11 protein-coding genes are annotated in these 12,817 nt (G+C 64.4%); 10 read left to right on the top strand and 1 reads right to left on the bottom strand.

Annotated features, from left to right (window positions below; translation table 11 throughout):
* Positions 1-9 precede the first annotated feature (9 nt).
* The 9 genes from rpsD to N4264_RS21855 all read left to right on the top strand — a co-directional run bounded on the left by rpsD (position 10) and on the right by N4264_RS21855 (position 11,417).
* Positions 10-636: a 30S ribosomal protein S4 gene (gene rpsD / locus N4264_RS21895; RefSeq protein WP_261694340.1), complete on the top strand. Its 627-nt coding sequence runs from the start codon at positions 10-12 to the stop codon at positions 634-636.
* 18 nt (positions 637-654) lie between these two features.
* Positions 655-1,650 (top strand): DNA-directed RNA polymerase subunit alpha, encoded by a 996-nt coding sequence (locus N4264_RS21890; RefSeq protein WP_261694339.1) that lies wholly within the window; start codon positions 655-657, stop codon positions 1,648-1,650.
* Positions 1,651-1,681: 31 nt separating this feature from the next.
* Positions 1,682-2,068, top strand: a complete 387-nt coding sequence (gene rplQ / locus N4264_RS21885; RefSeq protein ID WP_261694338.1) for a 50S ribosomal protein L17 — start codon at positions 1,682-1,684, stop codon at positions 2,066-2,068.
* A 121-nt stretch (positions 2,069-2,189) separates the two neighbouring features.
* Positions 2,190-3,428, top strand: coding sequence for a Dol-P-Glc:Glc(2)Man(9)GlcNAc(2)-PP-Dol alpha-1,2-glucosyltransferase (locus tag N4264_RS21880; RefSeq protein WP_261694337.1), 1,239 nt, complete (start codon positions 2,190-2,192; stop codon positions 3,426-3,428).
* A 38-nt stretch (positions 3,429-3,466) separates the two neighbouring features.
* Complete coding sequence (locus tag N4264_RS21875) at positions 3,467-4,648, top strand: Dol-P-Glc:Glc(2)Man(9)GlcNAc(2)-PP-Dol alpha-1,2-glucosyltransferase (protein ID WP_261694336.1); 1,182 nt, start codon at positions 3,467-3,469, stop codon at positions 4,646-4,648.
* Between the two features lie 33 nt (positions 4,649-4,681).
* Entirely contained in the window at positions 4,682-5,194 is a 513-nt protein-coding gene (locus tag N4264_RS21870) for a disulfide bond formation protein B (protein ID WP_343231973.1), read from the top strand.
* Between the two features lie 172 nt (positions 5,195-5,366).
* A complete protein-coding gene (locus N4264_RS21865; RefSeq protein WP_261694335.1) occupies positions 5,367-6,764 on the top strand; it encodes a class II 3-deoxy-7-phosphoheptulonate synthase in 1,398 nt (465 codons plus the stop codon).
* Positions 6,765-7,029: 265 nt separating this feature from the next.
* The gene (locus N4264_RS21860) at positions 7,030-10,134 is read left to right on the top strand and encodes an amidohydrolase family protein (protein WP_261694334.1); all 3,105 of its coding nucleotides are present in this window, start codon (positions 7,030-7,032) and stop codon (positions 10,132-10,134) included.
* Positions 10,134-11,417 (top strand): amidohydrolase family protein, encoded by a 1,284-nt coding sequence (locus N4264_RS21855; protein ID WP_261694333.1) that lies wholly within the window; start codon positions 10,134-10,136, stop codon positions 11,415-11,417. Before N4264_RS21860 ends, N4264_RS21855 begins: the two co-directional genes overlap by 1 nt.
* Positions 11,418-11,423: 6 nt before the next feature.
* On the opposite strand, the gene N4264_RS21850 is transcribed toward N4264_RS21855, so the two are convergent.
* Positions 11,424-12,170 (bottom strand): class I SAM-dependent methyltransferase, encoded by a 747-nt coding sequence (locus N4264_RS21850; RefSeq protein ID WP_261694332.1) that lies wholly within the window; start codon positions 12,168-12,170, stop codon positions 11,424-11,426.
* Positions 12,171-12,241: 71 nt separating this feature from the next.
* Here N4264_RS21850 and N4264_RS21845 point away from each other — a divergent pair, with 71 nt between their 5' ends.
* On the top strand, positions 12,242-12,709 hold the full coding sequence (locus tag N4264_RS21845; protein WP_261694331.1) for a plastocyanin/azurin family copper-binding protein: 468 nt from the start codon (positions 12,242-12,244) through the stop codon (positions 12,707-12,709).
* Positions 12,710-12,817 lie beyond the last annotated feature (108 nt).

Below are 12,817 nucleotides of genomic sequence, written 5' to 3'. Positions count from 1 at the left end.
AGTCCCGACATGGCACGTTATATCGGTCCCACCTGCAAGCTGGCGCGCCGTGAAGGCGCTGACCTGAGCCTCAAGAGCCCGGCCCGCGCGGTCGATTCCAAGTGCAAGCTTGAGCAGAAGCCCGGCCAGCACGGCGCCGCCCGCAAGGGCAAGCTGTCTGACTACGCCGTGCAGCTGCGTGAGAAGCAGAAGGTCAAGCGTATCTACGGTCTGCTGGAGCGCCAGTTCCGCAGCTACTACGCCAAGGCGTCGCGCAAGAAGGGCAATACCGGCGAATCGCTGCTGCAGATGCTCGAACAGCGTCTGGACAACGTCGTCTACCGCATGGGTTTCGCGGTGACCCGTACGCAGGCCCGTCAGCTGGTCTCGCACAAGGCGATTGAAGTCAACGGCAAGAAGGTCAACCTGGCTTCGTTCCAGGTCAAGGCCGGCGACCAGGTCTCCATCACGGAGAATTCGCGCAGCCAGCTGCGCATCCAGGAAGCCCTGACCCTCTCGCAGGAGATGGATCTGGCTCCGTCCTGGGTTGAAGTCGACGCCAAGAAGTTCAGCGGTATGTTCAAGGCGGTACCGGAGCGTTCCGATCTGCCCTCCGACATCAACGAAGCGCTGATCGTCGAACTTTATTCGAAGTAATTCTGGAGAGTCGGGTACATGGCCCAATCGTCTACCACCGTCTTGCGCGCACGCGGTATTGGTGTCGAGCGCATCGGCGCCAATCGCGCCAAGGTGATCGTCGAGCCGCTGGAACGCGGTTTCGGCCACACCCTCGGCAACGCCCTGCGCCGCGTGCTGCTGTCGTCCATCCCCGGCGCGGCGATCACGGAAGTCGAGATCGACGGCGTGCTGCATGAGTACACGACCCTTGAAGGTCTGCAGGAGGACGTGATCGAAGTCCTGCTGAACCTCAAGGACGTCGCGATTCGCATGCACAACCAGGACGAGGCGACGCTGAGCCTGAGCAAGAAAGGCAAGGGCGTTGTCCTCGCCGGCGACATCAAGGTCGATCACAACGTCGAGATCGTGAATCCCGATCACGTGATCTGCCACCTGACCAAGGACATCGCCGTCAACATGCGGCTCAAGATCGTCCGGGGTGTTGGCTACCAGCCGGCGACCGCGCGTCGCCTGCCGGAAGAGGAAACCCGTCCGATCGGCCGTCTGCAGCTGGACGCGTCGTTCTGCCCGGTTCGCCGCGTGGCGTATGAAGTGGACGCCGCCCGCGTCGAGCAGCGCACCGACCTGGACAAGCTCGTACTTGATGTCGAGACCAACGGCACGATCGACGCCGAAGACGCCGTCCGCAAGGCCGCCGAAATCGTGCAGGATCAGCTGTCGGTGTTCGGTGACTTCACGCGTCGTGAGAGCGCCGATACCAAGGCCGAGAAGGGTGGCGTCGATCCGCTGCTCCTCCGTCCGATCGACGATCTGGAACTGACCGTGCGCTCGGCCAACTGCTTGAAGGCCGAAAGCATCTACTACATTGGCGACCTGGTGCAGAAGACGGAAGTCGAGCTGCTCAAGACGCCGAACCTGGGCAAAAAGTCGCTCACCGAGATCAAGGACGTGCTTGGCGCGCGTGGCTTGTCGCTCGGAATGAAGCTCGAAAACTGGCCGCCGATGGGTCTGACCCACGGCATGATGGGCTGAGCGCGGCAGAGAACACGAAGGAAACACGACCATGCGCCACATGAAATCCGGACGCAAGCTCAACCGCACCAGCAGCCATCGCGAAGCCATGTTCAAGAACATGGCCTCCTCGCTGTTCAAGCATGAGCTGATCAAGACGACCTTGCCGAAGGCCAAGGAACTGCGTCGCGTCGCTGAACCGCTGATCACCCTGGCCAAGACCGATGGCGTTGCCAATCGTCGTCTGGCGTTCGCCCGCCTGCGTGACAAGGTGGCCGTCGGCAAGCTGTTTGTCGACCTCGGCCCCCGTTACCGCGAGCGCAAGGGTGGCTACCTGCGTATCCTCAAGTGCGGCTTCCGCGCCGGTGACAACGCCCCGATGGCGTATGTCGAGCTGGTCGATCGTCCGCGCGCTGCGCCGGTTGCCGACGAAGAGTAAGTCGTCTGCGGCATCGTTCTACAAAAACCCCGGTTCTGCCGGGGTTTTTGCTTATGGGTCCCGGTGATCGACAGTTTTTGCGGTCCCGGATCCCCACGAAACCGCCAGCCGGATGATCGGAATGGACATTGCGCGGGACAGCCGGCTGCAGTGGGTCAGCATGGTGCTGGCACTGGCCCTGTTTGCCTGGGCTGCGGTGTGGATTTCCGGCGTGGGTGTCGTGACGGATGAGCACGCCCACTATCCGCGCGCGGTGGGCTTCGCGCGGGGCGACTCCACCGTCTTTGCCGAGTACACACCGATGCCTCCGGGCTACCACGTGCTTGCGTCGTCCGTGATGCGTGTGACGGGCAGCGAGTCACTGACGACCGTACGCCTGGTCAGCGTGTTCTTTGGACTCGTCGGTGCGCTGGCCTTCCTTGGTATCCGGCGGCAGCACGGCGATGGCCGGGCGCTGCTGGCGACGGCGCAGTTGCTGATCCTTCCGCTGATCTTTCCGTTCTACTTCCTGGCGTACACGGACGTGCTTTCGGCCAGCCTCGCTCTGGTGGGGGCGTGGGCTGCGCTGCGGTCATGGCATGTCGTGGCCGGTGTCGTGCTGGCTGCAGCGACGGTGGTGCGCCAGAATAACGTGGTCACTTCCGCGTTCATCGCCGTCGTGGCCGCATGGCCGACGTTGGCGGTGACGCCCGCCGGCCGATGGATTCCTGTGCTGTTGCCGCGCTTCTGGGCCTATGTTCTGCCTGTGGCGGTGTTCGTGGCCGTGTTCGTCATCTACGGCGGTGTCACTGCAGCGCCGGCCCTGGCTGCGTTGGCGCCTCCAGGTCGCTTTGACTTTGGCAACCTCTTCCTGTTGCCTGCCGCGGGCGCCCTGCTGCTTCCGCTACATACGGCTTTGGGGTGGAGGGCCATGACGCGCGAGGCCCGTTCCCGGCCCTGGCTGTGGTTGGTGCCGCTGGCGCTTATGGTGGCGTTCCTGTTGCTGTTCCGTGCGGACCATCCCCTCAATGCGCCTGTCGCGGAAGGGCACGAACTGTTCCTGCGGGCGCGGCTGTTCAAGGCGATGGACGCACATTGGCTGGTGCGCGGCGGCGTTGGGGTGATAGCGGTCGCGGGCATCTGCGGATTGGCCTTCAATCGCCTTCACGCCGATGCGCGCTGGGTGTGGCCGGCTTTCGCACTGCTGTTCCTGGGAACGCAATGGATGATTGATGTTCGTTACCAGCTGATTCCGGCCGTATTCTGGCTGGCATTTCGCCAGCTGAGCTCCGACTGCGTCGAGTTTGCGACAGCGCTGTGGTGGTGCGCGCTGAGCGCCTGGCTGATGGCCGGCATCGTCGCCGGAGCGCACTTCCCATGATGGCGGTGGCGTCTTCGTCCGTATCGTGGCGGAACCTGATGCTCTGGGTGCTGTGGCTCGCCGCGCTCGCCTACGCCGTGGCCGGTGAGTTGCGGGGGGACGAGTACGTCCACTTTGCGCAGATCAAGCAGTTCCTGGGGGGAGACTACCGGGTCATGCGCGACGCGCTGACGACCATCCCGGGCTATCACCACCTGCTCGCTGCCGTCCTGCGTGTGACGGGCGCGGATTCCCTTGGTGCGGCGCGAGCCGTCTCTGGCATGTGGGCAATCGTCGCCGTCCTCGGTTTCGATCGCCTTTATCGCGCGCTGCACCAGCGCCCGGATTCAACCGCGGTTCTGCAGTTCGCCTGGCTGCCGGTGGCGGCGCCCTTCGTATTTCTGATCTACACGGATATCGCCTCGCTTGCCGCGATGTTGTGGACATTCAACGCCGCCGTCCGCGGCCACCACTGGCGTGCAGCCTGCCTGCTGGTTGGTGCCATCGCGTTGCGCCAGAACAACGTACTGTGGCTGGCCTTCCTGGCTGTCATTGTCGTAGTGCCGATATGGGAATCGAAGCAGTGGAACGGCTGGAAGGAAGCTACGCTGCAGGGCGTGCCCTACCTGGTGCCGTCGCTGGCGTTCGTGGGCTATTGGATCTGGAACGGATCGGTGTCGTACTCCGGCACGCAGGCGGCGATGCATCCGGATGGCAGCGTCCATGTCGAGAATCTCTATTTCATGCTGTTCTGCGCCGCGATCCTGATGCCGCTGCACGTGGTGGACGGATTGATCCGGTTTGCACGCCGACTGGGCGCCGAACCGTGGCTACTTGTCGCACCCGTGCTGCTGGTCGGGATCTTCTACGCCGTGTACGCGGTCGATCACCCGTACAACCTGATCGAGAACGCCGCGTCCTGGCGCAACCGCGTGTTGCAGCTGACGATGAGTTCGCCGGGATTCAAGGCGTTTTTCGTCATCGTTGCGTCGCTGGCCGGCGTGGGTCTTGCGATGCAGCCGCTGGTGAACCGGGCGGGGTGGTGGATCTTTCCGGTATCGACGCTGTTCGTGATGCTGTCGTGGCTGGTCGAGCAGCGCTACTACCTGATTCCGTTCGCACTCTTCCTGGCGTGGCGTAAGCCCCTTGCGGCGCAAGTGGAGGTGGCGACAGCGACACTTTGGCTGTGCCTTGCGGTCTTTCTATTCTGGGGAATGATGTCGGGCCTCTGGTATCTGTGACCGGGCCCATCTGGTATTGGAGATGATGATCCTATGCGACTGAATCCGTTTCTTTGGCCGTTCCGCTTGCAGACACTGGTTGGGGGACTGGCCTGTTTTGCATTGCTCGGCTATGCCCTGTTCGCCCAGTACCAGCTTGGCAAGGATCCTTGCCCGCTGTGCCTGCTGCAACGCGCCGCATTCCTGGGCATGGGCATTGCCTTCCTGGTCGCTGCGCTGCACGGCCCACGCGGCTGGGGCCGCTGGATCTACGCGACACTGGTCAGCCTCTTCGGCATCGTCGGCGCGCTGATCGCCTGGCGCCACATCTGGCTCCAGAACTTGCCAAAGGACCAGGTGCCCGCCTGTGGACCTGGCCTTGAATACATGCTCGAAACCTTCCCGCTCAGCCGCACCTTCAAGATGGTGTTCACCGGCTCGGGCGAATGCGCGGAAGTGAACTGGCAGTTCCTCGGCCTGTCGATGCCGGCCTGGTGCCTGGTCTGGTACGTCGCTCTTACGCTGCTGGCCATTGTTGCGGCGACGCGCAAAAGTCCAGCCCGCTAAAAAGTTTCTCGCGAAACCGTTGATTCCAGGCGTGCGGCCGCGTGCCGCACGCCGCCAAACCGCGGCGGCGATACGATAATTCGCCATATGCGCGCTATGCCGTGCTCATTCGCTTGCGTGCGACGACTGCTGTGGCAAGATCAGTTTCCGCATTGCAGCAAGGTTGTGTGTCATGAGTTTGAGCGAGCGCAGTATCGGTCCTGTCCGCGAAGCCAAGGATTGGACCCCGTCGTCCTGGCAGTCACGCCCCGCGGTGCAGCAGCCGAACTATACGAACGCGGCCGAACTCGATCGTGCTCTGGCCAAGCTGCGTGAGCTGCCGCCCCTGGTCACTTCCTGGGAAGTCATGGCCCTGCGCCGCCAGATTGCCGAAGCCCAGGAAGGCAAGCGGTTCCTCCTCCAGGGCGGTGATTGCGCCGAGAGCTTTGACGACTGCTCCTCCGCGCTGATTTCGAACCGGCTCAAGGTGTTGTTGCAGATGAGCCTGGTGCTGACCCACGGGTTGAAACTGCCGGTCGTGCGGGTGGGACGCTTTGCCGGCCAGTATGCCAAGCCGCGTTCGGCGGATGTCGAAACCCGCGACGGCGTCACCCTGCCGTGCTATCGCGGCGATATCGTCAACGCCGTCGAATTCACCCCCGAGGCCCGTCGCCCGGATCCGCAACGCCTGATCGACGGACATTCGCATTCGGCGCTCACGATGAACTTCGTCCGCGCACTGATCGACGGTGGCTTTGCCGACCTCCATCACCCGGAATACTGGGATCTGGACTGGGTCAAACTCTCGCCGCTACAGAATGAGTATCAGCGCATGGTGGAATCGATCGGCGATTCCCTGCGCTTCATGGAAACCCTTCACGGTGCGCCGATCGGCAGCTTCTCCCGCGTCGATTTCTACACCTCGCACGAAGCGCTGGTGCTGCACTACGAGCAGGCGCAGACGCGCCAGGTTCCGCGCCAGTGGGGCTGGTTCAACCTGTCGACGCATTTCCCCTGGATCGGAATGCGCACCGCCGATGTGGATGGCGCCCATGTGGAATATTTCCGCGGTATCCGCAATCCGATTGCCGTGAAGGTGGGGCCGTCGGTCAAGCCCGACCAGCTCAAGCGTCTGGTCGCGACACTCAATCCGGACAACGAGCCCGGTCGCCTGACGCTGTTGCATCGCATGGGCGACAAGATCACCCAGAACCTGCCGCCCCTGGTCGAGGCCGTGAAAGCCGAGGGTGCCCGTGTGCTGTGGAGCTGCGATCCGATGCACGGCAATACGGAATCGACTTCCACCGGCGTAAAGACCCGACGTTTCGAAAACATCTGCGCCGAACTCGAACACGCGTTCGACATCCATGCCGCCGCCGGTACGCGTCTGGGTGGCGTCCATCTGGAGCTGACCGGCGAGAACGTCACCGAGTGCCTGGGCGGTGCCCGCGACCTCACCGAGACGGACCTGTCGCGCGCCTACAAGACCAACGTCGATCCGCGCCTGAATTACGAGCAATCGCTGGAACTGGCCATGCTGATCGTGCGCAAGCAGGCAGCTGCGGCTCCCGTGGCTGCAGGGCCGAACTGATCTCTACCGGCGCCCGGCGGTTGATCGCCGCGGCGCCCGGCCGGGATACACCGGCATCGTGGTTCACACGCCCGCACACTGATACCGGGTAACGTGCATGGCCGTCCGGGCCTGATACGCCAAAGCGTGGACGGCCCATGACTTTTGTCTACTCCCGCCTGTGCCAGCGCTCGCTATGCTGCTCCTCTTTATCTGGCATGGGGAGCCGTGGATGCGCTCGTCGTCTTTTCGACCGAAAAGGCCTACATGGCTATTGGGATTCGCGGTGGCCTGGCTGGGGGCCAGTCCAGTTTCGGCACAGGTTGGCACGGTTCCGCAGGAGGGAATCCGTGACAACACACCGCGCTGGGTAGCGCTGACGCACGCTCGGCTGGTCATCCGCCCAGGGCAGGTCGTCGAGGACGGCACGCTGGTCATGCGTGACGGGGTCATTGTCTCCGCCGGCAGGGGCGCGGCGCCCAAAGGGGCGCTCGAGCTCGACGTGGCCGGGAAAACCATTTTTGCCGGCTTTATCGAGGCACAGTCGGATTACGCGCAAGTCGCTGATCCGGCCGCCGCTGCACCCGCGCCCGCCGTGGCGATGCCTTATTCACCCGTACCGCAGCAGGGTGCCCGGCACTGGAATGCCCGGGTTCGGCCCGAGCGCGATCTCAGCGAATCACTCAAGCCGGATGCGAAGAAGGCCGAAAGCCTGCGCAAGCTGGGCTTCACGTCCGTGGTCAGCACGCCGGAGAAAGGTATTTTCCGCGGACAGAGCGCTGTGATATCGCTGGCCGATACGCCGCGCGTCAATGACGCACTGATCAAACCCCGCGTCGGCCAGCACCTGTCCTTCGAAAATTCGAGCTTTCCGTCGACGGAATACCCTGGCTCCCTGATGGGCGCGATCGCGCTGATCCGGCAGACCTTCCACGACGCCCGTTGGCAGCACGACCGCATCGCCTGGCAGGCGAAGCACCGGAACGCCGAGCGTGTCGCGGCCAATCTGGCCCTGGACGCACTGCAGGGGCCGATGTCCGGCGCGCAGCCGGTCGTGTTCGTCGCGGAGGATGAACTTGACTACGGCCGTGCGCTGGCCATCGCCGACGAGTTCAAGCTGCGCACCGTGATCAGCGGTAACGGTCGTGAGTACCGCGAAGTCGCGCGACTCAAGGCGGCCGGCGTACCGGTGATCGTGCCGTTGAATTTCGTCGAGGTGCCCGCGATCGACGATCCGGAGCGCGCGCTCGACGTGCCGCTGTCGGACCTCTCCCACTGGGAGTGGGCACCCTTCAACGCGCGCGTGCTGGCCGAGGCCGGCGTGCCGTTTGCCTTCACCGGCGCTGGCATCAAGAAGTTGGATGAACAGTACTGGGCCAACCTGCGCAAGGCCGTCTCCAGCGGGCTGGACGAACAGGCCGCCCTGGCGGCACTGACCATCCAGCCTGCCACGATGTTCGGCGTTGCCGACAAACTGGGCACGCTCGAAGCAGGCAAGCTGGCGCAGATCACCATCGCCGACGCGGACCTGTTCCGTTCGGACAAGGCGCGCATCTACGAGTCCTGGATCGACGGCAAGCGCTACGCCTTCGCAAGCATTGCCACGCCGGATCCCCGCGGCACCTGGACCCTGCGCTGGAACGGCGTCAACGGCCCGGCCAGCGTGGAAATCAGCGGCGAACTCAATGAACTCACGGCCAAGGCGGGCGATACGACCTTCCCGGTCGTGCTCGGCGATCAGCGAATGACGCTGTACCCGCCAGGTGCATTGCTCGGCCTCAAGGACGAGCGCCTGCCGATGACCGTGACATTCCGCCGGCAACACATCGAAGGTCGCGGGCAGCTGGCCGGTGGCGCGGAATTCCTGGTCGAAGGCGATCTCACCACGGCCAAGCCGCGTATTGCCGAGGCGCCCAAGGCCAAGCCGGCCCTGCCGGCCGATCAAGGCCGGTTCCCGGCCGGCGAATTCGGTCGCACTGAACCGGCGATCTCGCGCACCGTCGTGTTCCGGCACGCCACGGTGTGGACCCAGGGCCCGCAGGGTCGCCTGGACGACGCCGACGTGGCGATCGCCGGCGGCCGAATCGTGGCCGTTGGCCAGAACCTGAAAGCACCCAGGGACGCCGAGGAAGTCGACGCGCGCGGCAAGCATATTGCGCCAGGCATTATCGACCCGCATTCGCACATGGCGGTCGCCAAGGGCGTCAACGAGGGGACCCACGCCATCACCAGCGAAGTGCGAATTGGTGACGTGCTCGACCCCACCGACATGACGATCTATCGCCAGCTGGCCGGCGGCGTCACCGCGGCGCACCTGCTGCATGGTTCCGCCAATCCTATCGGCGGCCAGGCCCAGGTGATCAAGCTGCGTTGGGGCGAGGACGCCGAGGCTCTGCGGATGACCGACGCGCCGCGCTCCATCAAGTTCGCGCTGGGCGAAAACGTCAAGCAGGCCAACTGGGGGCCACAGTTCAACAAGCGCTATCCGCAGACCCGCATGGGCGTGGAGCAGGTGCACGTCGACAGTTTCCTCGCCGCGCAGCAATACGGCGAGAAGCTCGCCGCGAGCGGCAAGGATCGTGAACCCGTGCGGCGCGACCTTCGCCTGGAAGCACTGCTGGAAATTCTGCAGAAGAAGCGTTTTGTACACGTGCACAGCTATCGCCAGGACGAGATCCTCGCGTTTGCGCGTACGGCGCAGCGCTTCCAGTTCGTGCCGGTGTTCCAGCACATCCTGGAAGGCTACAAGGTGGCCGACGTACTGGCCTCGCTGGGAGCTGGCGCGTCCACGTTCAGCGACTGGTGGGCGTACAAGATGGAGGTCGCCGATGCCATTCCGCACAACGGTACCCTGATGGCGCAGCAGGGCGTGGTCGTCACGTTCAATTCCGATTCCGACGAAATGGGCCGCCGCCTGAACACCGAAGCGGCCAAGGCCGTGAAGTACGGCGGCATGGCGGAGGTCGACGCACTCAACCTGGTGACGCTCAACGCCGCGCGCCAGTTGCGTATCGATCACCGCGTCGGCTCGCTCGAAACAGGAAAGGATGCGGACCTGGTGCTGTGGTCCGGCAGCCCGCTCTCGTCGCTGTCGCGGGTGGAGCAGACCTGGATTGATGGACGCAAATACTTCGACCGCCGTGATGACCTCAAGGAACGCGAGCGCATCGACGCCGAGCGCCAGCGCTTGATCGGCAAGGCCCTGCCCGAACGCATCAAGGCACTGGCCAAGAAAGACACCGACAAGAAGGATGGAAAGGTTGCACCGACCGCGCCGCGCGACGCACACGATGAATCGGCTGACCTGTCGTTGATCCACCACGCCAACATCCGCGGTCCGTATCACAACAGTGAGCCGGTCAACAGCTGCTCGGCACAGGAGTCCCATTGATGAAGTACCTGATGCCCCTTCTTGTGCTGCTGGGTGCCGTAGCGGCCCAGGCGGCGGACAAACCGGTCGTACTGGTCGGCGGCGACGTGTATACCGTCAGCCACGGAGTGATTCCGCGTGGCGAGCTGCTGATCGTCGATGGCAAGATCGCGGCGGTCGGCGCCCGCGTGGAAGCACCGGCCGGTGCCGAACGGATTGACGTCACCGGCAAGCGGGTCTATCCCGGTTACATCGCGGCCAACAGCACGATTGGCCTGACCGAGGTCGAGGCCGTGCGCGCCACGGTCGATCTGGCGGAAACCGGAGCCATCAATCCGAATGCGCGCGCCCTGGTCGCGGTAGACGCCGACAGCAAATTGATCCCCGTCGCCCGCTCCAACGGCGTGCTGAGCGTACTGGTCGTGCCGCAGCCCTCGGACGAGGGCCTGCTGAGCGGGCAGTCGTCACTGGTGCAGCTGGACGGCTGGACCTGGGAATCGATGACCATCAAAGACCCGGTCGGCGTGCATCTGTCCTGGCCGCAGTCGCGCATGCCGACGTGGATGCCGCAGCAGGCGCAGGAGAAAGCCGCCGAAGCCGTCAAGACCAAGCTAGCGGCAATCGAGCAGGCGTTCCGCGATGCGCGTGCCTACCAGGCGGCGCGTGCGTCAGATCCGAAGACTCGCACCGATGTGCGCTGGGAAGCCATGCTGCCGGTGCTGGAAGGGTCGCGTCCGTTGTTTATTCATGCGGATGACGCCGTGCAGATCCGCGACGCATTGGATTTTGCAAAGAAAGAGAATCTTCGCATTGTGCTGGTTGGCGCATTTGATGCGTGGCGTTTCGCCGCCACGCTCAAGGCGCGCGACATACCGGTGATCCTCGGTTCGTCGCACAACCTGCCGATGCGTCGCTGGGAGGCCTACGACACCGTGTTCGCCGCTGCCGGCAAGCTGGCGGAGGCCGGTGTGCGTCTGGCCATCGCCAACGACGCCGGTTCTGCTTCGAACGAGCGCAATCTACCCTTCCAGGCGGCCACCTACGCGGCGTTCGGGCTTGGGGCGGAGAAGGCGCTGCGCGCCATTACGCTGGGACCGGCGGAAATCCTCGGTGTCGCCGACCGCCTCGGTTCGCTGGACGTGGGCAAGGACGCCACGCTCTTCGTCGCCAATGGCGATGCGCTGGAAAACGCCACCCAGGTCGAGCGTGCCTGGATTCGCGGGCACGAGATCGACATGGCCAATTCGCAGACGCGCCTGTACGACAAGTACCGGGGCAAATACGAAGGCAAGGCCAAGCAATAGAACCTGTCAGCGCGACGGTTCGGTGCCGTCGCGCTGTGGCTTGGTGAAGATCGAGATCAGATTACCCTGTTGACCTTGCCAGGGCCGACCGTTCCAGTCGCACCAACGCACTGAAAGCGCCAGACCAGCTGCGGCCACCCACGCATCCAGTGCGTCGTACGCGACGGGGCACAGGTCAACCCGGTAGCGATGACGGCCGTGGCGGCTATCTACGGGAATGTCGGCGTGAAGCGATGACGGTGCCAGCGAATCGATCACCATCGTTTCCACGACCAGGAAGCCCCCTGGCTCCAGTGCCGCGGCGAGCCGATTGATGGCAGCCGCCTGGCGCGCGGCATCGGGCAGCAGGGCCAGGGTGTCGACCAGGCACGTCACCAGGCCGAACCGCGCTGGCCATTGCAACGTCGTGAAATCGCCGAGCACTGTCTGAATGCCTGCCGCACCCGGCTTCTGGTGCAGTGCGGCCAGCATGGCGGCCGACGCATCGACGCCGGTGACGGACAGCCCGCGTTGCGCCAGCGCGATGGCGAAGCGCCCGGTGCCTACGCCAGCCTCCAGGACCGCGCGGTCCCCGGCCAATGTCGTGAGGCGATCGATCGCCTGGCGTGGGGCTTTCGGGTAGATCTCGTCATAGAACAGCGCGCAGCGCTCGCCGTAGGCCGCGGCATCGTATGCCAGCGGTTCGCTGCCGGATCCGTGACGCTCCAGTGCCGCCCGGTCGGCGACGGACCGGCGTGGTCGGCTAGCGGACATTGCACGGGCTCACGGATGGGGCGCCGAATCCCGGGTTAGCATAGGCATCTGGTTCTCGGCGCATCCCTGGTATGGCAACTGCAACGGCGTCAAACGACAAGTCTACCGCTTTCCGCGCGGTCGGCCTTGCGCTGGTCGGCGGGATCGCCGCGCTGGTCGCATCGGCCCAGACGGGAATCGCCAAGGCCGAAACGCGACCGTCAGCCCTGTACACGGTGCTGGTCGGTGCCCGCGGCGAGTTGATCTACGAACCGCCGGTTCTGACCATTCGTGCCGGTGATCGCGTGCGGTTTATCAATGTTGGCGGTTTCCACAATGTGATTGCGGACGACAATTCGTTCCGGTGTGCCAATGGCTGCGAAGGGGACGGTGGCAGTGGCGCGCCCAGCAATGCGTTCTGGAGTTTCACGCTCACCTTCAACACGCCCGGCAAGATCGGCTACTACTGTTCCGCGCACGGCTCGCCCGGCAGCGGGATGATTGGCGAGATCCAGGTCGAGCCGGTTTCGGTCAGCCTGCAATCCTTCTCGGTCGACTGACCGTCACGACGTATCCGCCGTGCCGCAACGGTGACGGCTCCCCGCCGGCTCGTGCCGTGCCGCAGTCAGCGGCGCCGAAGCCGGTGCCGCTGCGATCCTGCGCGGGCT

The organism is Tahibacter amnicola (assembly GCF_025398735.1).
GTDB lineage: Bacteria > Pseudomonadota > Gammaproteobacteria > Xanthomonadales > Rhodanobacteraceae > Tahibacter > Tahibacter amnicola.
This window is presented reverse-complemented; position numbering and strand designations above follow the sequence as displayed.